The organism is Microbacterium paraoxydans, from assembly GCF_019056515.1.
Classification (GTDB): domain Bacteria; phylum Actinomycetota; class Actinomycetes; order Actinomycetales; family Microbacteriaceae; genus Microbacterium.
This window is the reverse complement of sequence record NZ_CP064873.1, coordinates 2,846,595-2,866,490: the sequence shown is the minus strand read 5'-3', so window position 1 is coordinate 2,866,490 and position 19,896 is coordinate 2,846,595. Positions and strand designations below refer to the sequence as shown.

21 protein-coding genes and 1 pseudogene are annotated in these 19,896 nt (G+C 64.1%); 6 read left to right on the top strand and 16 right to left on the bottom strand.

Translation table 11 applies throughout. The features are described 5' to 3' along the window. Positions 1–91 precede the first annotated feature (91 nt). Positions 92–481, bottom strand: coding sequence for a heavy metal-responsive transcriptional regulator (locus IZR02_RS14115; RefSeq protein ID WP_025102594.1), 390 nt, complete (start codon positions 479–481; stop codon positions 92–94). Between the two features lie 100 nt (positions 482–581). On the opposite strand from IZR02_RS14115, the gene IZR02_RS18135 reads away from it, so the two are divergent. Together IZR02_RS18135 and IZR02_RS18130 are read left to right on the top strand one after the other, a co-directional pair. Next, positions 582–1,355: an FAD-dependent oxidoreductase gene (locus IZR02_RS18135; RefSeq protein ID WP_438803947.1), complete on the top strand. Its 774-nt coding sequence runs from the start codon at positions 582–584 to the stop codon at positions 1,353–1,355. Next, on the top strand, positions 1,334–1,957 hold the full coding sequence (locus tag IZR02_RS18130) for an FAD-dependent oxidoreductase (protein WP_438803946.1): 624 nt from the start codon (positions 1,334–1,336) through the stop codon (positions 1,955–1,957). Before IZR02_RS18135 ends, IZR02_RS18130 begins: the two co-directional genes overlap by 22 nt. Before the next feature lie 222 nt (positions 1,958–2,179). On the opposite strand, the gene IZR02_RS14105 is transcribed toward IZR02_RS18130, so the two are convergent. From IZR02_RS14105 to IZR02_RS14045, 13 genes and pseudogenes are all read right to left on the bottom strand, one after another. Next, entirely contained in the window at positions 2,180–2,782 is a 603-nt protein-coding gene (locus tag IZR02_RS14105; RefSeq protein ID WP_025102592.1) for a cadmium resistance transporter, read from the bottom strand. Positions 2,783–2,858: 76 nt separating this feature from the next. Beyond that, positions 2,859–3,425 carry a signal peptidase II gene (locus tag IZR02_RS14100; protein WP_051582160.1) on the bottom strand — a complete coding sequence of 189 codons (567 nt, stop codon included), beginning with the start codon at positions 3,423–3,425 and terminating at the stop codon, positions 2,859–2,861. After that, positions 3,422–5,326 (bottom strand): heavy metal translocating P-type ATPase, encoded by a 1,905-nt coding sequence (locus tag IZR02_RS14095; RefSeq protein WP_025102590.1) that lies wholly within the window; start codon positions 5,324–5,326, stop codon positions 3,422–3,424. Before IZR02_RS14095 ends, IZR02_RS14100 begins: the two co-directional genes overlap by 4 nt. Then, positions 5,323–5,682: a Cd(II)/Pb(II)-sensing metalloregulatory transcriptional regulator CmtR gene (gene cmtR / locus IZR02_RS14090; RefSeq protein ID WP_025102589.1), complete on the bottom strand. Its 360-nt coding sequence runs from the start codon at positions 5,680–5,682 to the stop codon at positions 5,323–5,325. The genes IZR02_RS14095 and cmtR overlap by 4 nt, the downstream gene beginning before the upstream one ends. A 165-nt stretch (positions 5,683–5,847) precedes the next feature. After that, positions 5,848–6,114 (bottom strand): DUF6112 family protein, encoded by a 267-nt coding sequence (locus IZR02_RS14085; protein ID WP_025102588.1) that lies wholly within the window; start codon positions 6,112–6,114, stop codon positions 5,848–5,850. 23 nt (positions 6,115–6,137) lie between these two features. Next, positions 6,138–7,304 (bottom strand): annotated as a pseudogene (locus tag IZR02_RS14080) (M23 family metallopeptidase); the annotation flags it as partial. 12 nt (positions 7,305–7,316) lie between these two features. Continuing rightward, the gene (locus IZR02_RS14075; RefSeq protein ID WP_025102586.1) at positions 7,317–7,997 is read right to left on the bottom strand and encodes a hypothetical protein; all 681 of its coding nucleotides are present in this window, start codon (positions 7,995–7,997) and stop codon (positions 7,317–7,319) included. Between the two features lie 30 nt (positions 7,998–8,027). Further along, a complete protein-coding gene (locus tag IZR02_RS14070; RefSeq protein ID WP_025102585.1) occupies positions 8,028–9,044 on the bottom strand; it encodes a ParB N-terminal domain-containing protein in 1,017 nt (338 codons plus the stop codon). Continuing rightward, on the bottom strand, positions 9,041–9,895 hold the full coding sequence (locus IZR02_RS14065; RefSeq protein WP_025102584.1) for a hypothetical protein: 855 nt from the start codon (positions 9,893–9,895) through the stop codon (positions 9,041–9,043). The genes IZR02_RS14070 and IZR02_RS14065 overlap by 4 nt, the downstream gene beginning before the upstream one ends. A gap of 96 nt (positions 9,896–9,991) precedes the next feature. Further along, complete coding sequence (locus IZR02_RS14060; RefSeq protein WP_162817524.1) at positions 9,992–10,363, bottom strand: hypothetical protein; 372 nt, start codon at positions 10,361–10,363, stop codon at positions 9,992–9,994. Beyond that, positions 10,360–10,965, bottom strand: coding sequence for a DUF2637 domain-containing protein (locus IZR02_RS14055; protein ID WP_025102583.1), 606 nt, complete (start codon positions 10,963–10,965; stop codon positions 10,360–10,362). Before IZR02_RS14055 ends, IZR02_RS14060 begins: the two co-directional genes overlap by 4 nt. Beyond that, positions 10,962–11,879, bottom strand: a complete 918-nt coding sequence (locus IZR02_RS14050) for a bifunctional DNA primase/polymerase (RefSeq protein WP_240183545.1) — start codon at positions 11,877–11,879, stop codon at positions 10,962–10,964. The genes IZR02_RS14055 and IZR02_RS14050 overlap by 4 nt, the downstream gene beginning before the upstream one ends. 5 nt (positions 11,880–11,884) lie before the next feature. Then, entirely contained in the window at positions 11,885–12,967 is a 1,083-nt protein-coding gene (locus IZR02_RS14045; RefSeq protein ID WP_025102582.1) for an ArdC-like ssDNA-binding domain-containing protein, read from the bottom strand. Between the two features lie 388 nt (positions 12,968–13,355). Between IZR02_RS14045 and IZR02_RS14040 the strand changes: the two genes are divergently transcribed. The 4 genes from IZR02_RS14040 to IZR02_RS14025 all read left to right on the top strand — a co-directional run bounded on the left by IZR02_RS14040 (position 13,356) and on the right by IZR02_RS14025 (position 16,501). Then, positions 13,356–13,787, top strand: coding sequence for a hypothetical protein (locus tag IZR02_RS14040; RefSeq protein ID WP_025102581.1), 432 nt, complete (start codon positions 13,356–13,358; stop codon positions 13,785–13,787). Positions 13,788–13,848: 61 nt separating this feature from the next. Beyond that, the gene (locus tag IZR02_RS14035) at positions 13,849–14,313 is read left to right on the top strand and encodes a hypothetical protein (protein WP_025102580.1); all 465 of its coding nucleotides are present in this window, start codon (positions 13,849–13,851) and stop codon (positions 14,311–14,313) included. After that, complete coding sequence (locus IZR02_RS14030) at positions 14,310–15,329, top strand: DUF6545 domain-containing protein (protein ID WP_025102579.1); 1,020 nt, start codon at positions 14,310–14,312, stop codon at positions 15,327–15,329. The genes IZR02_RS14035 and IZR02_RS14030 overlap by 4 nt, the downstream gene beginning before the upstream one ends. Beyond that, positions 15,326–16,501, top strand: a complete 1,176-nt coding sequence (locus IZR02_RS14025) for an alpha/beta hydrolase (protein ID WP_081811511.1) — start codon at positions 15,326–15,328, stop codon at positions 16,499–16,501. The genes IZR02_RS14030 and IZR02_RS14025 overlap by 4 nt, the downstream gene beginning before the upstream one ends. On the opposite strand, the gene IZR02_RS14020 is transcribed toward IZR02_RS14025, so the two are convergent. Continuing rightward, positions 16,502–18,637 carry a DEAD/DEAH box helicase gene (locus IZR02_RS14020; protein ID WP_205272901.1) on the bottom strand — a complete coding sequence of 712 codons (2,136 nt, stop codon included), beginning with the start codon at positions 18,635–18,637 and terminating at the stop codon, positions 16,502–16,504. It lies immediately after the preceding gene. Further along, on the bottom strand, positions 18,588–19,895 hold the full coding sequence (brxD, locus tag IZR02_RS14015) for a BREX system ATP-binding protein BrxD (protein ID WP_029989114.1): 1,308 nt from the start codon (positions 19,893–19,895) through the stop codon (positions 18,588–18,590). The genes IZR02_RS14020 and brxD overlap by 50 nt, the downstream gene beginning before the upstream one ends. Position 19,896: the final 1 nt, after the last annotated feature.

Sequence of the window (19,896 nt, the reverse complement as noted above, 5' to 3'; positions counted from 1 at the left end):
CGCCAAGTCCACTCTCCGAGCCACGAACGCGGGCACTCGGTCGTACTACCTGAACCTCATGCCGTCAGCGACGATGTGTCGCGAACGTCCTTCAGAGGTAGCGGCAGATGGACTCTGGAGCGCAGGGTTCGGATGCGGTTGCCGTGGCGTTTGCGCGAAGCTCGACGATGTTGGAGCGCAAGGCCTGCAACTTATCGATCTGCGCGTCGATGTCTACGAGCTGACGGTCAAGGAGGCCTCGCACGTGATCGCAGGGCGAATGGCCCGAGTCACGAACATCCAGAATCTCTGCGGTTTGTGCCAGGGTGAGCCCGGCGGCACGTGCCCGGTCAATGAATTCAAGCCTCTGAATTGACTCGTCCCCATAGCTGCGGTACCCAGTCGGGGTTCGTTCTGGCTGCGGCAGTAGCCCGCGCTCTTCGTAGTACCGGAGGGTCGACGTAGTAGTCCTTGCCTTTTCGGCGAGTTCCCCGATCCGCATCGTGACACCTCCGGAGTCAGCTTGACCTTCAACCGTACTTGAAGGTTCATCCTATTACGAGTGGTCGAACGTACGGCCCGGTTCGATAGGGGGAAGTACCATGACGCAACACAGCGAGTTCGACCTTGCGGTGATCGGCACTGGCGGCGCGGCAATGTCCGCAGCAATCCACGCCCGATTGGAGGGTGCGAGCGTCGTCGCCATCGAGTCCGGCACCCTCGGCGGTACCTGCGTGAACGTGGGCTGTGTGCCTTCGAAGACGCTCCTCGCGGCCGCTCACATACGCCACGCCGCGATCTCGAATCCGTTCCCGAGCGTCTCCACGATTGCTGGCAACGTTGACCTCGCCGCGCTCATGCAACAAAAAGACGAGCTGGTCGGCATGCTCCGCCAAACCAAGTACGCAGACATCGCCACCGCGTACGGATTCGAGATCCTTCCCGGCACAGCCACGTTCGCCAGTCCATCCACGCTGCTCGTAGATGGCCAACCGGTGCGTGCCAAGTCGTATCTCATTGCTACCGGTGCAGAACCACTCATCCCGGCTATCCCCGGTATCGAACAAATCGAGTACCTGACGTCGACCACAGCGATGGAACTGACTGAGCTGCCCGATTCGCTGGTCGTGATCGGCGGGGGTTTCGTTGGTCTGGAACAAGCGCAACTCTTCGCCCGGCTCGGGGTCGACGTCACCGTCATCGGACGGCTCGCCTCGCACACCGAACCCGAACTTTCCTCGGAACTCCGCAAGGCCTTCCTGGATGACGGAATTACTGTCATTGGTGACCGTGCCGCGAGCATCGCACGTATCGACGGTTTGGCGCACGTGACGACGGCCCGGGGACTGTGGCTGTGGGTGAACGGGTACTCGTAGCCACCGGCCGCACGCCGCGCACCGAGAGACTCGACCTTGCCGCGGCGGGCATTGCGACCGACGCGCGCGGTTTCGTCATCGTCGACGAACTGCAGCGGACAACCAACCCGGCCGTGTTCGCCGCCGGTGACGTCACCGATGCACCCCAGTACGTGTACGTCGCCGCGATGGCAGGAAAGATCGCTGCGCGGAACGCACTCGGTAGCGCTGAGCATGTTGACTACACCGGGCTCCCCTCCGTGCTGTTCACCTCGCCTCAGCTTGCTTCCGCCGGGATCACCGAAGCAGACGCCATCGCCGCCGGATACCGGTGCGCTTGCCGCTACCTGCGACTGTCCGATGTGCCCCGAGCGATCGCCAACCATGACACCCGCGGTGGCATCAAGATTGTCGCCGATGCTGACACCGGCAAAGTTCTCGGCGTCCACGCCCTCGCCGACACCGCTGGGGAGATGATGCTCGCCGCGACCTACGCGATCAAAGCCGGATTCACCGTCACGCAACTCGCCGACACGTGGGCTCCGTACCTCACCATGGCAGAAGGCATTCGCCTCACAGCGAACCTCTTCCGCAACGAACTCCCCACCTCCTGCTGCGCCTGACACAAGAGCCGGGCTCAGCGATGTGGTGGTCCAAGTGGTATCCGCGACGCCTTCAGCACCGGCACCGACCGCGTGATCGATGCCTACGCGGTCAGCGTGGGCTCAGTTGAGGCAGCGGCGCCGAGCGCGTCGTCTGGGCCGCTGACACGCGGAGCACACCAGGACACTCAGCCGCCAGGTAGCAATCACAGCACGCTGCCATGTACGTAGTCGGCTACGAGGTCAGAGGCCGAAGGCACCGCCGCTCACGAGGATGAAGATGCCCAGGCCGATGAGCACGATCGGGAACAGGATGTGTTCCCAGCGTTCCAGGAGTTCGGCGATCGGTCGGCGGGTGGCGACGAACTTACCCAGGCCGACGAGGGCGGCGACCAGGGCGAGGAACACGATGCAGTACGCCACCACGGCCGCTGGGCCCACGCTGAGGAAGACCGGGACGTAAACGCCGATGTTGTCCCCGCCGTTGGCGAAGGTCACCCCGGCCACCGTCCACACCCCAACCTTTTTACCCTCGACCTTTGCCTCATCGTCATCGTCCGCACCGCGGTTGCGCCAGGCTTGCCACGCAGCCCAAAGTCCCAGCCCCAGCGGAATGAGTCCGAAGTAGGGGATGACCTCTGGCGGCAGGAACGCCCCTGCCCCGAGCGTCACCAGCACGGAGGCGCCCAGGATGCCGATGAACCCGAGGTACTGTCCGACCAGGATTCGGGCGGTGGTCCCGCGCTGGCCCGCGCCTCGGGCGAAGAACAGTGAGAGCACGATGATGTCATCGATGTTCGTGGCGATGAATAGGCCGATCGCCTGCAGGACGGAGGACAGGATCATGCGCCCACCGCCGCGTTCCAGTAGCCTGGCGACCCAGCGCTTCCGGCAGCCGCGTGCCGTTGATGCTCTGCGACCATCATTGTTCGTTCCTGGTGTGGTGTGGGCCTCGGAGGTAGAGCAGGAGGCCGAGGGCGACGCCGACGCCGAGGATGACGTCGGCAAGGTTTCCGATGAACAGGTTGCCGTAAGCGAGGAAGTCGGTGACGTGACCGCGGCCGAACCCGGGTGGGGCGAACAGCCGGTCCAGGAGGTTGCCGACTGCGCCGCCCCACACTAGGCCGATCGCGACCGCCCACCCGGCCGATCGAGTGCGCGCGGCCGCGATGAGTAGGGCGATGGATGCCGCGGTCGCGATGACGGTGAGCAGCCACGTTGAATCGGACCCTAAGGACATGACGGTGCCGGGGTTGAAGGCGAGCTGCAAGCCGAGCCAGTCTCCCAACAGCGGGATGCGGTCATCCTCACTGAGCTGTGCGAGGGCGAGTGCCTTGCTGCCTTGGTCGATCAGCACTGCGCCGGCGGCGACGGCGCACGCGAGCAGGAACCAGCGGAACCGGACGCGCGCCACCGTGCGGGCAGAACTCGCTTCCACGGCGTCCGCTGATCCCGGGGAGGGAGCGGAGCCGTCAAGGGGATCGGTCATGCCTTCGTGCGCCGCGCAGCACGGAGCCCGTTGAGGATGACGACGACTTCCGCGACCTCGTGCACGAGCACCACCGCGGCAAGTCCGAGGACTCCAGTGATTGCCAACGGCAGAAGGACGACGATGATCGCGATCGACAGCACGACGTTCTGGTTGATGATGTTGCGGCCGCGGCGGGCGTGGGCAAGGGCCTGCGGGATGAGGCGCAGGTCGTGGCCGGTAAATGCGACGTCGGCCGACTCGATCGCGGCATCCGCGCCCTTGGCCCCCATCGCGATCCCAACATCCGCGGCCGCGAGAGCGGGAGCATCGTTGATGCCGTCGCCGATCATGGCCGTGGGCTGAGACTTCGACAACTCCGCCACGGCCGTGGCCTTGTCCTCGGGGCGCAGCTCGGCGCGCACGTCCTTGATGCCGGACTGGTCGGCCAAGGCAGCGGCGGTCCGCGCGTTATCGCCGGTGAGCATCGTCACCCCGATCCCGCGGCGGTTCAGCGTGGCGATGACCTCGGGAACCTCGGGGCGTAGCTCGTCCCGCACCCCGATCGCCCCGGCTGGCTGATCGTTGCGGTGGACGATGACGACGGTCATCCCCTCGGATTCCATCGCTTGCGCCTGGTCGGTCAGCGTGCCCGCGTCGAGCCAGCGGGGGCTCCCCACGGCGAGACGGGCACCGTCGAGGGTGCCGGTGATGCCATGTCCGGCGGTCTCGGTGACGCCTTCAGCGATCGGGGCATCGAATACGGCATTCGTGATTGCGGCGGCCAGCGGATGCGTACTGTTGCCTTCCAGGCTCGCCGCCCAAGCTAGCGCGTCTTCTTCGGTCACGCCCGCGGCGGTCACGACGCGAGTCACGGTGGGCTCGTTGCGGGTCAGGGTGCCAGTCTTGTCGACGGCAAGGTGACGTATGCCGCCGAACCGTTCGAACGCAGCCCCGGACTTCACGACCACCCCGAACTTCGAAGCAGCGCCGATCGCAGAGACGACCGTAACCGGGACGGCGATCGCCAACGCGCACGGCGACGCGGCGACCAGCACCACCAGGGCGCGGGTGATCCACAGCTCCCAGTCGCCGGTCAGCAGCGACCCGAGCACGCCGACTAGCACGGCGAGGATCATCACGCCGGGCACCAGCGGTCGGGCGATCCGGTCGGCCAGGCGGGCACGGTCGCCCTTCTCAGCCTGCGCCTGTTCGACCAGCTCCACGATGGTGGTGAGCGAGTTGTCGGTGCCTGCGGCGGTAGCCTCGACCTCGAGAACGCCGGTGGTGTTGATCGACCCGGCCGACACGTCGGTGCCCGGTTCGACCTCGACCGGGATCGACTCGCCCGTGATCGCGGACGTGTCCAGGCTGCTCCGCCCGGCGCGCACGGTGCCGTCGGTGGCGATCCGTTCGCCCGGCCGGACCACGAGGAAATCCCCGACGCGCAGCTCCTTCGCCTCGACCTCGGCCGTGGCGTCGCCGCGTTTGACGAGTGCGGTGTCGGGCACGAGCTTCAACAGTGCCCGCAACCCGGCGCGGGCACGGTCCATCGCCTTGTCTTCCAGCGCCTCCGCGATGGAGTACAAGAACGCCAGCGCGGCGGCCTCCTCGACGTAGCCGAGGATCACCGCACCGGTGGCGCTGATCGTCATCAGCAGCCCGATGCCGAGCTTGCCCTTCGTGAACAGCTTGCGCAGCGCACCCGGTACAAACGTGGACGCGCCCAGCAGCAAGCCAATCCAAAACAGCACCAGACCCGCGGTCTCGGCGCCGGTCCACTCGCACACCAGACCGGCGGCGAACGCGACACCCGAAGCGATCGGGATCAGAACGCTGGGGCTCCGATACCACGGCCGATCATCGTCATCATCGTCGTCGAGGTCGACGTGCTCGACCTGCGAACCCGTGAAGGCGCTCACGCCCGAGCCTCCCCCGCCACGCAGCCCTCGACTCCGCAGTCGGGGTCCATGCACGGCACGCTCTCGTCGACCGCAAGCGTCACGTCCACCAGCGCTGTCAGCGCACGGGCGAGGTGCGGGTCTGCGACCTCGTAGCGGGTCTGCCGACCCTCGGGCTCGGCCACCACGATCCCGCACCCGCGCAGACACGTCAGGTGGTTTGACACGTTCGAGCGTGAAAGCCCCAAATCGCGAGACAGCACCGCCGGGTAGCTCGGGCCAGCCAGGAGGGTCAGGAGGATGCGAGAGCGGGTCGGGTCGGCCATCGCCCGACCGAGCCGGTTCATCACGTCGATTCGATCCGTAAGAGTCAGCATCCAATGACTATACATCATCTGATGTACTTCAGCGTACCCGGTAACTTGACGCTGGTCTCGGCTGCCAAAACGTCTTGATGGACTTCGCATCAACAACTCAAACGCAAACGGCCAAAGCGAAAAGATCGCGACAACACCATGTCATGGTCAAGGCCAGCAGCACTGCTACAGCTGCCCACCGACGTCGATGAGCCAGTTCACCCAGGTAACGCCACCACCGGCGAGGATCGCGGCGCCGAGTGCGACGAAGACCCCGGCGCGCGCCTTCGCGGCGACACCAGGGTTGCCCGTCGACGTGGCGATGGCCCAGGTGATCGCGCTGATGATGATCATGAGTACCGCGACGATTAGGATGATGGTGAGCATCGCGCCGATCACGACTCTGAGGTCACCGATACCGCTGAGGCTGCCGAAGTCAGGAAACACGTTCATCAGAGACCGCCTCCAAGCGCGGAACATCCGGCTGCTGCCGTGGCTTCGGGGAGATCTGCTGCATTGTGATCATTGAGCCATTTCGCAGCATCCACTGCTTCGCCGTTCGTTCCACCTGGTCGAACCTCGAAGTGCAGATGTGGGCCCGTTGAGCGCCCGGATGACCCCACATCGCCGATGTGTTGCCCGGCGACAACGCGCTCGCCGACGATGACGTGGATGCCGTGCTGCCACATGTGCGCATAGCCGGTCGCGACCGTCACGCCACCGAGGCGGTGCTCGATTACGATGAGGCCGCCGTAGCCTCCAGAGAACTCGGCAACCGTCACGACACCGTCAGCCGCGGCGAGGATCGGCGTCCCATCCGGCGCTGCGAAGTCTGTGCCGCTGTGGAAGGCGCTCTCGCCGGTGAGGGGATCGGTTCGTGGGCCGAAGTCACTGGTGTGCACCCAGGTTCCCTCCGGCAACGGGAACACGACGCGCGAGGCCTCCGCAACGTCGACGACAGGCGATGCAGGGGTCGTCGTCGGTGCTGTTGCGGCCGATGTGCCGCGAGTGAGCGTCGCGAGGATCGTCGCGGCGACGGGCTCGTAGTTGTTGTATCGGTCGGGATACGCCGACACTTCGACGGCTTGCGCGACTTCGCCCTTGCCCATGCTCTGCCAGCCGGGGATGTCCAGAAGACCACGGGGCGAGGGGTAGTTGGGGCCGGTCGGGCCGCCGAAAAATGCTTTGGCTTGGTATTCGGGATCCATCAGCTCGGCGACCGAGCCCCAGCCCGATTGTGGTCGCATCTGGAACAGGCCGAGTGAGTCGTGATCGGAGCCGTTCCCATCGTTCGGATAGCTGCCGGACTCGGGGTAGGTGCCGGTGTTCGCGAGCTGTCGAAGCGTTGACTCGGTCAGCGCTGCCATCAGTGCAATCTGGATGGCGTCCCTCGTCACACCGTCGATGCTCGATCCGACGGTGATGATCGTCGCAGCGTGCGTGAGCTGTTGCTTGTTCAGGGTGAATGTCTCACCGTTTGCGGTCGTGACCACGAGAGAGTCCGGCACGTTTCCGACGGTGAGTCCCGACGAGGCAAGGCACGCGACGGCGGTGGGGTTCACCACCAGTCCGACAGTGACGAGTCCGAGGGTCGGTGCGAGCAACATCAAGGCGACCACTGCGATGGCGAGTTTCTTCATCATGAGCCAGTCGTCCTAACGCAGCGGATTGTTCAATTGCGAGAGCCGCAGGACGTAGCAAGGGTCCTCGGCTGGGCACGCGATGAAGATCGTGAACGCGACCGGATGCTCTGCGGCGACCGGGTCGCCGTTCCACACGCCGGATCGCTGGCGGATGCCCTCGATCGTGTATGCCGCGGCGCCGTCGGGGAGCTGCCCCGGGCGAGCCTGCGCGAGCGCATCAGCCCAGGCATCCGGCACGAACACTGAGGTGATCTCCAACCGCTGCGTCGTTGCGTACGGTCGCAGCTGCGCCCACGCGCTCGACGTGGGCAGGTAAGTGGCGATGTCGGCTGCGAGTCCCGACTGTTCGAAGCCGGTCGGGTCGGCGACGTCGAGCATGACTGCGGTGTAGTCGAGCGGCAGGAACCCACTGCCGGTGTCCCAGGTGAACAGTGCCGCGGCGACGCTGCGCGCGAACGCCTCGGCGTCGGTGGTCGGTGGGATCGACGGGATCCGAGGTGGTGAGGTCGGCTCACGAGAGGGTTCTGCGCTCGGAGCAGCACTCGACAATGGAGGATCAGTTGACTCGGTGGGTTGCTCGGATCCGATGACGAGTCCGTAGACGCCGATTCCGGCGACAAGGATCGCCAGCGACAGAGCCGCGATGAGGACGATCAGAGTGCGGCGTGCGCGGGGAGCGGTAGGAAGCTTCATGCGGGACAGGTGCGCCGCATTAGTCTCGGATCAGAGGGCGCGAAGGTTCCCCACCTGGGTCGGGGACTCGGCGTCCGCCCGATCAATGTCTCGCGCGGCACGGAGTCGCTCCGCAACCTGAACGGTGGCTTCAACAACGTGCAGGAACATCTCGATCTCGGCGTCACTCAGTTGGCGAGCCAGTTCATCGACGTCGAAGTGCCGCCACCAGCCGTCCAGTTCCGTCCACGTGACAACGAATGCGCGAATCGGCCACGGCTCGTCGCCGTCGACGCGCGAGGTCAGCGCGGTCGGTGAAGGTCGCCGTTTGGGCTTCGGAGCGTTCTTGATGCGCGCAAGTGCTTCCTCAGCCAGCTTCGCCACATCCACAACGTCACCATCGGACTGGGCTGAGGCCACGAGCTGCCGAGCACGCTGGAAGCCCGGGTGCACGGGAGCGCCTGAGCCGATGAGTTCCAGCTCCGCCGCGACGCCTTCTCGCACGGAGTCGGGCTGACTTTCGTCTTCCGCCATCTGCTGCAGGTAGTTGATCTTCTCCAGCGTCGTGTGAGAGGCGCCCTCTGGGATCATGGCGGCAGCCTGCTCGCGCGCGTCTCCGACAGAGTCTGACGGTGCCGCAAATTTTGCGGCACCGTCTCTTCCCGGCTGATTCTCGGTGCTGAAGCGTGATGCTTCTTGGCGGCGGGCGGCGTCCTCAGCCATCAACGTCTTGATCTCCCGGTACAGCGCGGCGTTCTCCAGTTGGGTGAGCGACTTGTGCAGCGCATTGTCGTCTTGCTCAGCAAGCAGGTGTGCGAGTTCTCCCGAGATCCCCGAGCGCACCCAGACTTTGACGTGCATCCACCCCAGTCGCTTGATCGCGGCCAGACGACGGGCACCGCACACGAGATTGCCCTCCGGCGTCACAGTGATCGGTTGCAGCAATCCATCCCGTTCGATCGACGCGGCGAGGAGAGCGAGTTCCCCGAGATCTCTGCGGTGACGATGGCCAACGTGGATTGAGTCGACAGCTCGCTCCAGCTCAATGTGCCCGTCGTGCGTACTCATCGTCCGCTCCCGTGTTTGGGCGCAGACGTCACGATGATCGACACGAGGTCGTCATCGAGCAGCAGGTCAGGAAGAGTCTCGCCGACAAGGATGCGAAGGAGGATGCCGCGGCCGGTGCTCGTTGCGCGATACGCGGGGTTTGGGTGTCCGAGAAGTGCGTGCAGCAGGGCCGACCACGCATCGCCGGGCAGATCGAGCAGAGCGCGAGCATGCTTGTCGCGGCGCAACACTTCGTAGGCGCTCTGCCGAGACCCTGCCCGTGCGATCGCGCCACACACGTGCTCGACCGCTGCGCGGGTTGTGCTCTCCGGCCAACCCAACGTCGCGAACAACGCGATTGAGACCTCGATCGCCTGTTCCGCGGTGCCTACCTCGTCATTCTTGTCGACGGCGTCAGCCTCAGTTTCGAGGTACTTGTCGACCACATGGAACGCGGGATGGTAGTCGGCCAGTGGATTCTCGCGGTCGGCGAATCGTTCAGGGTCATGGAAGGCGGAGACGTGCGGGCGGCGAGCTTGGTGCGTCGCGCACAGCAGCCCCTGCCCGCGCTCTTCGGCGATGCACGTGATCTGCACGCCGCGAGTGACGACGGCCCAGGGGTCGTCAGCCTCGCGCGCCGAACGAGTTCGCATCACGTCGAAGGCTGCGGACGCGGCCTCCCACGGGTCGAGGCCGTGTTTGCGAGCGAGCGCGGCGTATTTCTCGGCAGCGAACGTGGCGAGTTCAGCGGCTACGCGGTCGTGTTTCCAGGCGCGGGCTCCCGACTGGTGTAGACGGTGCAGCAGGGCGCGCAATCCTTCGCTTGTGGTGAAGTCCTCGCGAGGGTGCGAGGGCGAATAGTGAGTGGTCATGACAAGAGCACCTCCTGCTACGCAGGTGCGCACCCGCTCCCCACTGGGGAGGTTGGATGCTGATGAGGTGCCCATGACGATGTCCACTCTTTACGATCAGGCGGCGCCGATCGGGCTGCGCCCCGCGTCCGGTCGCGTGGCGCCACGCCCAAACGCTGATAGGGGAGGAAGGTGACGTGCACGTTCGGCGATGCGCCGGGTGCCGTCCTGTGCCGCTGAGCGCGTGCGCCGATGCAGCTCGGACTGGAAGTTGATCCCCGCACCGGCCACGCGTGCGCTGCTGCGAGCCACCAGGTCGGTCGGGCGTACCCATTCGACACCGCGTCCACGGTATGTCGCAGGATCGCGCATCGAGCCCCTGCGCTGATCGCGGAGCCTCGCCAACTCGACCGCTTCGTGCCTCGTCGTGACGTCTATAGCTTCCGCATCGATGGGGCGTTTACCGACGTCGGCCGTGTTCTCGTTCATGTTGTGTCCTCTGTGTCGTCGGGTGCGGAACGAGCCCGTTCATGTTCGGTAGGTGCGCTCGCGAACCAGCGCCCGACGGTCGAAGGATGCACGTCCAACTCGCGGGCAATGCGCTTGTTCGACCAGCCCTCGTCACGCAAGGCGGTCGCCTGTTCCTGGGGCGAGAGGAGCGCGTAATCGGTGTGCTCTTCGGCGGCCTCCGGCGTGCGCATGAGCAGCACGGTCAAGTGCGTGATTGCCAGTAATACGACTGGCGGAACGGCAGCGACAGCCGCGGCGAGCAGGCTTGGAACGTCGGCATCGGCGGCGACCACGGCGTGGATCGAGTTTGCGGTCACCGAGACGGCTGCGGCTCCCGCAAGCAGCGTCCATGGATACCAGGCGGAGCGTGATCCGGCGAGGGCAACGACAGCAACGGTCGAAACGACGATGACGCCGTCGACGATGAGCGGCCATGCCCAGGCTTGACCCGCGCCGATGCCCGAGCGGGCAGCGAGATCCGCCAGGGAGGTAAACGACAGCCAGAACGCGCCTGCAGCGATGAAGACTGTGCCCACGACGGCGGTGATGATCGCGGATCGGCGCGCCCGAATGGTTCTCATGCCAGGGCCCGAGAATCTGTGACGGGTCGCGGTCGGTAAGGCAGCGTCATGGGGGCGCCCGTTGGTAATCGTTGAGTTGACCGGCCCTGCACGGCTCGATAGGCCGAGCGGACGGTCGTCGTCACTTCGCGCTCGCTGAGCCCAGCTGTCGCACCCGCGGCCGTGAGAGCGTCGAGCGCCGCTCCTGTGGGGATGTCTTTCTCCGCCATTTTGCAGGCTGCCCAGAAGACGCCGTGGTTCCGCTCGCCCTCTTGGAGGCGGGATACCCAACTCGCCAATCGCGTGAGATCAGCGGGCGCCATATCTGTGGCTGCATCGCGTGGGTTCGCGGACGGCCGTGGAGGATCCAAGAGATCACGAAGGCGCTGTGCGTCGAGCGGATGTCCGCTTCCGTGAGCGAGCCGCAACGTCTTGTACCGGCGCGCTTCACCGTCAATGGTCCGCACCGAGGGCGGCAGGATGATGTAGCCGCCGTCGCCACGAAAGTCGATTCCCGCTCGCGCCGATTGCCAAGACGTCTGATGCGCATTGCCCCTCGCAGAGAAGTACAGGTGCAGGCCGCGCGATGGTGTTTCCACCGCTGCGACCCAGCCATCCACCAATCCTTCGCGTCGCGCACGCTCCAGCGCCTCGTATCCATCGACAGCGCCGTGAACGTCGACGTCGACCACGACGAGGCCCGAGGCTGCGCCCGTCGGCATCCCAATGTTTGCGGTGGGCATCGCGGTCCACCAACGCCGCGCCAGGTCCGCTTCGGCGCTCGCGGCATGAAATCCTCCCGCGACAGCGGGGCGCTTCCCGCCAGCGACACATGGAAAGACCGGGATGCCGCTCGCTGCCAACGCGAGGGCGCTTCGGCCGAGTGCCTCCTCGTGGCCCATTCGATCGAGGACCTGAACGAACGAATCTGCCACGCTCGTCACAGCCCCCGCGATTCGGCCGCTGGAGCGTCTCTAGAGATGGCCGTGCTCGTTGGCGCGGTGCTCGCTCGCTTCGCGGGGCTGGAGCTGGTGCGCCCCGCAGAGCGATCGAGCCCGGGGGGAGTGCCATCGCCGATCATCTGTGTGTCCAGCTGGTCGAGGATTTTCATGGCGGTGGCGCGTACTCGTTCTCCGGTCGCGCGCACGATGTCCGCGGGTTCCAGGCCGTCGACGTTTGCGGCCCACGAAGTGACGTACGGAATCGTGTAGTCGCGGGTGTCCATGCCGTGTGCAGCGCCAATCATCAGCGCGACTGACTCGGCCTCCACTTCGCCGACACCCCGGTGCTGCCGCGCGGCATCTTGATCAGGCCCGTGCATCAGCACGTGCGCGAGTTCGTGAGCAAGAGTCTTCACGCGCGCGGCGGGATCCATGTTCTCGCGGACCTTGACGGTCTTCTCCATGTAGTCAGTGACACCGTTCGCGCCTTGGATCAGGCCCTCGTGCTCCACATTGAGGAGCCGAAAACCTGCCGCTTCAATTCGCCCGGCGAGTCCCGCCCAGAGGCCATCTGGTGCTTCGCCTTTCAGCAATGTCGGTGCGGGTGGAGTTGGTAGGGCGTCGCCGGAAGTTTGCGCCGCGTCCCACACATAGGCGGGGCGGACGCCGATCATCTTCGAACGGACTTCCTCGCTCGGTCGTGGCTTCTCGAATCGGTTGAGTCGCCGCCACGACGCTGGATCCGCAGGCGTCGGCGACGCGAATCGACCGGTCACCGGAGCGAGGATCTGATACCCAGGCTGCCCCTTCTCGACCTGACGGCCCAACTGCTGCCACTGCTTGTACCCGGCCACGTATGACGGCATCGGCTCGGACACGAGACCTGCTTCGAATGCGGCGGCGTGCTGCATCCAGATAAGCAGGGTGTTGTTGAACGAGCGGCTGCGGAACCTGGCTGCGAACCGGAGCGCAGCTGCCCAATCCTCGCCGGACACCAACTTGTCAACTGCTTCAGTGAGCTTCTCGTGCAGCTCATCGAGCTTCGCTTCGCGGGTGGCTCGGCGTTCATCTGTCGACACCATCGGGCGTTCTCCTCTCCGGCGCGCCACGTCGCAGGAGTGCGTGGCGATACACCGGTGAGGTGGGCGAGCGACTCTACGAACTCTGCGGATGCGCCTGCGTGTGCCAACGGGACGATGTACCGACTCGTTTCGGCGCGAGTGTGGTTGACAAGGCGTACGCAGCCAGAATCTGGGCATGGTTCACCTCCCTAAGAGTGTTCGAAGGGTCCAGAGACTCCCGGGCGTTGAGCATGCTCAAAACGTGCGGGGGCTTCGTTTCTAACACCGACCGTTGAGCATGCGCAACCCTTGATTTGTTCATGCTCAACAGCTATATTGAGCATGCGTAACGTGCCGGGACTACCCCGCCGAAGATGCTTCTCACCGCGAGCGAAGGAGGTCAGCGCGCATGACCGACGACGAGAGCGCGACTGCGGCTGCGGATCTTGCGAAACGCCTGCGGCTGGTGCTCGATGTTGCAATCGCCGAGACCGGCGCCGAGCCGACCTACTCACAGATCGCGTCGTATCTCCGTGATCGAGGCACCAACCTGTCGAGGTCTCGTTGGACGTACATGGTCAACGGACACCGGTACGTTCAAGACCCCGCCGTCTTTGCGGGGCTCGCGGCGTTCTTTGACGTCGACACCGACTTCTTGATCGGCGCGAACGACGCCGTAGTTCCCGAAAAGGTCAGTGCACAGCTCGATCTCGTGCGCTCCATGCGTGCGGCGAAGGTCAAGTCGTACGCGGCGCGGACACTTGGAGATATCTCACCGAAGGCACTCCAAGCCATCAGCAAGTTCTTGGATGAGGAAATGAAGCACAAAGACCAGCAATGACGGCGTCGCTCACGTAGCCGAGTCGATGCCGCGAAGTGCCCTCGAAGGAGGTGAGCGCAACGTGAATATCGAACAGGTCGTCTCCACGGCCGTCTCGGATCTTGCCCTCGGCGGTGTCTTCACCTTCGACGATCTCTACGGTGTGGTGCAGCAACGCAGGGGGCGCCGCCTTCGTATCGTCGAGCTTGCCGAGATCGGCGATCACGACGGCCTATGTGCGGTGTGGCTCACCACCGACGAAGACGACATCATCATCCACGCACGCACGGACTCCGACTTGCATCGCCAGCAGTTCGTGCTGCACGAGCTGTCACACATGATCCTGGGCCACTGTGACGGCGACGAGTGCACAGAGGCGGACGTGCTCCTGCCTGACATTCCTCCGCACACTCGCGCCCGTCTGCTCAGGCGGCAGGACCTTGACTCGGAGACCGAGATCGCTGCGGAGTCTCTCGCGGACCGACTCGCAGCAGGGATCCGAGGGTCCGCTTTTGCGGAGTCTCGCTATTTCGAGGTCTTCGGATGATCCAGACGCTCGTTGCGATCCTGATGTGGGTTCTCGTAGCGAGCCTACTGGTCCTTCGACGCGGGCGCCCTGATCGCAGCATTACTTATGCATCGGTCACGATCGCCATCGCAATGACCCTCAACGTCGACGCGATCTACCTCGCTGTCGATCCCGTCTTCGGTGGAACAAACATCGCGACTCTGCTTTCGGATGCTCTCCTGATGATCGGTCTCTTCTTTCTGGGCCGCGCAGCAATGAAGGCTGGTGAGTATCGTCCCCGGCTCGTGCAAGCCGCCGTCGGGCGCCCCGCGCTGATCCTTGCCCTGGTCACGACGACGGTGTTGTTCTTCTTCATCGACCGAGGCGCGTCGACCGCGACATTCATGCTTGACCTCGGTGACCAGCCGGTGACGGCCGCCTACTCGATGATCGGCTTCACCTACTGCGGCATCGTGCTGGCGGCCATGCTCGCGTTGGCGATCCGTCAGTTCCGCGTCGCTACCGGGATCCAGCGCATCCCCGCACTCCTCTTGCTCCTTGGCTCGGCGTGCGGCGTGGGCTTGGCCGTGGTGGTCCTCGTAATGGATATCACACACGTCGCGGGTCACCTGGAACTGATGCGCACGTTCGGCGAAGCATACGGGCCGCTCTCGCTGCTCACTTTCCTGTTCTTGTGCGCCGGGTTCGCGGGGCAACCAGTTGTCAGGTCGTTGCGTGAACGCACACGGCGCGCGCAGATAGTGCAGATTACGGGGGAGCTGGAACCGCTCTGGCAGCGGGCCACGAGAGTTCGCCCCGGGCTCAGCGGCACCGATGCCCTCGGCGCCAGTCTTGACGCCCCTGATGGACGATTGCATCGCGAAGTGGTTGAGATTCGTGACGCCATGATCGACCCGCGCGTGATATTCGAAGTGACTCCTGCTGAAGAAGCTCTCCTGGAACGGGCCGAGGAACAGCTTCTGGGACTCGACTCTGGTGTAGCGCGCACCGGTTTGCGCGCGGATCGCGGCGACAGCAGCAGGGAGCACGCATGAAGCGGCAGCTCGCGATCGGCGGCGCTATGGTCAGTGCTGCTGGTGCAGCCCTGGGATGGACGATCGCGCGGAAGCTCACGGCACCAGTCGGGCCACGCCGTTTCAACCTGACCTTGCGCGGCATCGAGGTCAATGGTGATCGCCAACTTCTTCTGCTCGACCGCACTTGCGATACCGAAGCGCCCGGCGCCTACAGCCTCTGGTTTGAGCATGGCGGATGGACGCAACTTGGCAATGAGGTCGAGGATCGCGGCCAGAACCAAGTCGCCCGCGTCGTCGTTGGAGTGTCTCCAGGGCTCACGCCGCGAGAAGGTGATCGAGTCTCGTGGAGCGGCATCTATTACGCCACACCCGCCAACGCCGGGGTCGATGCCCGCGACATCGTCATCAGTACCGCCGTCGGCCCGGCGCCAGCTTGGCGAATCAACGTTGACACATCGATCTGGGCGATTCACGTTCACGGTCTTGGAAGCCCCCGAGCGGGCACCCTCCGCGGTGTGCAAGTTGCGACGGATCTGGGGCTCACGTCACTTGTGGTGAGCTATCGCAACGATGGTGAAGGGCCCACCGTGGGGTCCGGCCGCTCGACGCTTGGCGCCTCCGAAACCGAAGACGTCGAGGCCGCGATCGGATATGCGGTTCGCCGGGGAGCCGAACGGATCGTGCTGTTCGCTTGGTCTATGGGCGCTGCGATCGCACTGCAGATTGCGCATCGGTCAGACTATGCGCCACTGGTAGCAGGGCTCGTGCTTGACTCACCGGTACTCAACTGGGTCGAGGTCATCAAAGCCAACTGCCAGCGCGCCGGGCTTCCTGGCAGTGCCGGGCTGCTCGCAGTCCCGTGGCTGACCAATGCTCCGCTCTCCAGACTGATCGGGCTCCCGTGCCGGATCCCGATCAGTGATTCTGATTGGGTAGCGCGCGCCAACGAACTCTCCGTGCCGACGCTGATCCTCCACGGGGCTAACGACGATTCAGTTCCCTTCAAGACCTCGTCCGCGCTCGCGACGAAGCGGCGAGACCTCGTGCAGCTGGAGAGGTTCGACGCGGGACACACACTTGCTTGGAACTCTGATGTGCAGCGCTGGAGAGCGGCTGTGGCGACGTGGCTTTCCAACATCGAGGGAGTGGACAGCAGACAGAATCTGAATCCAACAAGCCATCGCTGGTGACTAATCCAGACGTTGGCCGACGTGAGAAACCGTGACTCTTTTGTCGCGTTGAACCTCAGCGGCACCCGCACGATCAGCGAATCGCTCACCGAGCGTCGCTACCGCCAACCCTAGGGGAAGTGCTTGAGAGAACTTCAGGCCCTCAACGGCTTCGGGGGAGATCCGGGGAACAGCGCCAGTTACACTGACGGCCTCCAGCATGCTGAAGTCGAAGGCCGGATCGAAGTGCATGGATTCGTTCGTGGTGCTGACGACGCTCTCATTGGGCAGCACAGCAGCCAGGGTTACGTGCGCACGGAGACCGGCGAAGCTCCAAAGCACCGAGTCGCGCTTGCGTCGCTCGATAACCAGGCGCTCTTCATTAACGAGGAGTGCCCAGTCTTCACGGGCTGCGCCCAGCGCCTTCCTCGCGCGCTGGGATAACTCGACAGGTGGGTCTTCGCCGAGCAGCACGCCACGTCTAGCGCGCACCATTTCGAATGACTCAGGTAGCGACTCCGAGGCCCAGCGTGTCTTTCCTTTCGAAATGTCCTCTGCGACGTGGATGACGCGTCGGTCCCATGAGATGTCGCTCACGAGCCATGATCGGCCGCCGAGCAATAGCGGTCGGGTGCCCTGCTTGACCTCTGAAGTGAGCGAGAGCGCCGAGACGGTGCCGATCTCCTTAGTGCCCTCTCTGACTGCAAAATCGAGACCGGTGATGAAGGAGCTGAGCAGCTCCATGAAGTGACGTCCGCCGAACTCGTCTTCAGCGCGTGGCCCGAGGAAAAACCAGTCACCATCGGCGGCGAGAAACTGTTCGTCGATGAGGTAGTCGAGAATCCTGTCGGAGTCTTCCATGACTGGACTTTCTGAGAACCAAGACTTGAAGGCCGAGCGTGTGATTCGCCCCTCCTGCAGCGTCAGAGCGAGCAACTGCTGTGCTGCGATATGGCGCGGGTGCGCGGGAGGCTCGATCGCCTCAACGAATCCACGTCCCCAAAGACTCAGAAGCCCAGCGGCACGCACGAGAGTCGCGGAGTCGGTCGCGAGAAACAGGGCGTTCCTAGTGGTTCCGGGGCGCCGACCTGTCCGGCCGAGACGCTGCAGGAATGAGGCGACGGTGCGGGGTGAGTCGAGCTGGATCATGCGATCGAGATCCCCGATATCGATGCCAAGTTCGAGCGTTGACGTTGCAACGATCACACAGTTCTGAGCTTCGGCGAATGCACGTTCACTTTGCCGTCGCTGATCAAGCGACAAGCTCGAATGGGACACGAACGTGGTCACCCTCCGCTGACGCAGGGCGAAAGCCAGCTCCTCTGCCGACGAACGGGATTCGCAGAACACGAGACGCTTCTCGCCTGCGTGCAGAGCAGCAATCACAGTCGCAGCATTTTCCACTGACCCCACGTAGTCGAGTGCGACCATAGGCTCTGAGGGTGGAGTACCTGCCGAAACGACCTCACTGGTCCGGACCTTCGCATTTGACCCTTGAAACCATCTAAGCACCGCTTCGGGATTACCCAACGTTGCGGAAAGACCGATGCGTTGGATGGGAGAATTTGCGATTCGCTGTAGACGTTCGAGCACCGCAACAAGGTGCCAACCCCGATCGCCACCGGCAAAGGCATGGATCTCATCAGCGACAATCGCTCGAAGGTCTCTGAACAAGAGTCGATGATCAATTCGTCGCGAAACGAGCATTGCTTCAAGCGACTCGGGCGTGGTGAGCAAGATCTCCGGAGGGTCACTCAGGATCGCGCGCCGTGCGGCGTCTCCTACATCGCCATGCCACAGCGCCACTCGCCGCCCAAGCCAACCCGCATACTGTTCGAGGCGAGGCAAGAGGTTGTTCAAGAGCGCTTTGAGTGGCGCAACGTATACGACGCTGAATCCCGACCATTCTTCATCGACCATTCGAGACAGCACCGGAAACATCGCTGCTTCAGTCTTGCCTCCGGCGGTTGGAGCAATCAGGAGGCAGTCTCTATCAGCCAGCACAGGGCTGATCGCCGCTTCCTGTAGTGGGCGCAGTGATGACCAGCCAAGCGTATTGACGACGTGGTACTCGATCCCGGCGCTGAGCTGTCTAGGGGTGTGCTGTTCAGACATCGATTTCGATTGCGTCGAGTCCACTTGCTGCGCGTTCATCATCGTTCAGCTCCGTGACGGCGAGCGGTACAGCACCTGAACCGTCGGGAGTGAAATCCGGGAACTGCTCGATGCGGTCGAGGATGTCAACGAGCTTTCGTAGAAAAACACGGGGCGCAATGCCCACGCGGCCACCGAGTTGTCCCGCGATCGATTGGGCCAGTCGAGTAAGGTACTCGTCAGTCACGAGCGTGGTGATGCGGTCAGCAGCAGCGCTGTCCGACGCGTAGATGTTTCGCACGCGACTGCCGAGCTGCACCAGACTTTCCTGTTGGAATCCGAGCAGGCGAATCTGCGGCGCCCGCGGATTGTCCCAACGCGGGTCACCAGAGAAGTCGACCGAAATGCGTGAGGCGAGGGGTGGCAGCCGTTGCACACCCTGCGTACCTTCGAAAAATGCGGGAGTACCGGTGATCAGTACATAAAGGCCAGGGAAGCGTCCGGCATCCACTTCGTCAAGCAGCTGGCGGAGCGCATTCAATGACTTCTCGCGCACATCACTGCGAACGCGCTGCAATGTTTCTACTTCGTCGAGGACGAGAACAAGGCCCGCATAGTCGGAATCCCGTAACACGGCGAGCAGGCCCTGGAGGAAACCGAATGCTGCGAAGTGATCGATATCTCCGCGCACGCCCGCGGCTCGCCGAACACTCGCAGCCACCGACGGCTGCCCACCGAGCCACGCAACGAGGCCATCCGCTGTGGCAGCATCGCCATCTCGCAGTGCCGAGTGGTAACCGCGTAGAGCCGCGGCAAACGCTGGCGCGGTGCGGCTTACGGTTGTCAACCGTTGCTCCAGTAACTTGGCCGTCTGGCGCTCCAATTCACCGCGCGTGGAAGGGTTTGCCCCGGCTTCAACGGCATCCTCCTCAAGCACCCGAAACCAGCCGTCGATCACCTCACGAAATGCACTCGGTGGAATCGCTTCGGTAGCCAGATTCTCGGTGATCCGCCGGTAAATTGTTTCGAGCTTGTGCAGCGGAGTTTCTGTTTCCGAGATCTGGATCTCGGCGGTTGCGAACCCTCGTTGCTTGGCCGACTCGGTGAGCCAGCGCGCAAAGAAGGTCTTACCGGACCCATACTCACCGCGCACGGCTTTGAACACACCTCCCCCAGCTGCAACGGTGCTGAGTTCTTCGTCGAGTGCGGCCTGGTACCGATCGAGGCCAACAGCCATGACATCGAGCCCTCGTTGCGGCACAGTGCCGCGGCGCAGGGCATCAATGATTTCCCGACGTCGGCGAGGGCTGACCAAAACCATG

What these genes read in the sequence shown, in the direction of transcription:
- IZR02_RS14115 (WP_025102594.1), bottom strand. Translation starts at nt 481, where the DNA reads ATGCGGATCGGGGAACTCGCCGAAAAGGCAAGGACTACTACGTCGACC.
- IZR02_RS18135 (WP_438803947.1), top strand. Translation starts at nt 582, where the DNA reads ATGACGCAACACAGCGAGTTCGACCTTGCGGTGATCGGCACTGGCGGC.
- IZR02_RS14105 (WP_025102592.1), bottom strand. Translation starts at nt 2,782, where the DNA reads ATGATCCTGTCCTCCGTCCTGCAGGCGATCGGCCTATTCATCGCCACG.
- IZR02_RS14100 (WP_051582160.1), bottom strand. Translation starts at nt 3,425, where the DNA reads ATGACCGATCCCCTTGACGGCTCCGCTCCCTCCCCGGGATCAGCGGAC.
- cmtR (WP_025102589.1), bottom strand. Translation starts at nt 5,682, where the DNA reads ATGCTGACTCTTACGGATCGAATCGACGTGATGAACCGGCTCGGTCGG.
- IZR02_RS14085 (WP_025102588.1), bottom strand. Translation starts at nt 6,114, where the DNA reads ATGAACGTGTTTCCTGACTTCGGCAGCCTCAGCGGTATCGGTGACCTC.
- IZR02_RS14075 (WP_025102586.1), bottom strand. Translation starts at nt 7,997, where the DNA reads ATGAAGCTTCCTACCGCTCCCCGCGCACGCCGCACTCTGATCGTCCTC.
- IZR02_RS14070 (WP_025102585.1), bottom strand. Translation starts at nt 9,044, where the DNA reads ATGAGTACGCACGACGGGCACATTGAGCTGGAGCGAGCTGTCGACTCA.
- IZR02_RS14065 (WP_025102584.1), bottom strand. Translation starts at nt 9,895, where the DNA reads ATGACCACTCACTATTCGCCCTCGCACCCTCGCGAGGACTTCACCACA.
- IZR02_RS14060 (WP_162817524.1), bottom strand. Translation starts at nt 10,363, where the DNA reads ATGAACGAGAACACGGCCGACGTCGGTAAACGCCCCATCGATGCGGAA.
- IZR02_RS14055 (WP_025102583.1), bottom strand. Translation starts at nt 10,965, where the DNA reads ATGAGAACCATTCGGGCGCGCCGATCCGCGATCATCACCGCCGTCGTG.
- IZR02_RS14045 (WP_025102582.1), bottom strand. Translation starts at nt 12,967, where the DNA reads ATGGTGTCGACAGATGAACGCCGAGCCACCCGCGAAGCGAAGCTCGAT.
- IZR02_RS14040 (WP_025102581.1), top strand. Translation starts at nt 13,356, where the DNA reads ATGACCGACGACGAGAGCGCGACTGCGGCTGCGGATCTTGCGAAACGC.
- IZR02_RS14030 (WP_025102579.1), top strand. Translation starts at nt 14,310, where the DNA reads ATGATCCAGACGCTCGTTGCGATCCTGATGTGGGTTCTCGTAGCGAGC.
- IZR02_RS14025 (WP_081811511.1), top strand. Translation starts at nt 15,326, where the DNA reads ATGAAGCGGCAGCTCGCGATCGGCGGCGCTATGGTCAGTGCTGCTGGT.
- IZR02_RS14020 (WP_205272901.1), bottom strand. Translation starts at nt 18,637, where the DNA reads ATGATGAACGCGCAGCAAGTGGACTCGACGCAATCGAAATCGATGTCT.
- brxD (WP_029989114.1), bottom strand. Translation starts at nt 19,895, where the DNA reads ATGGTTTTGGTCAGCCCTCGCCGACGTCGGGAAATCATTGATGCCCTG.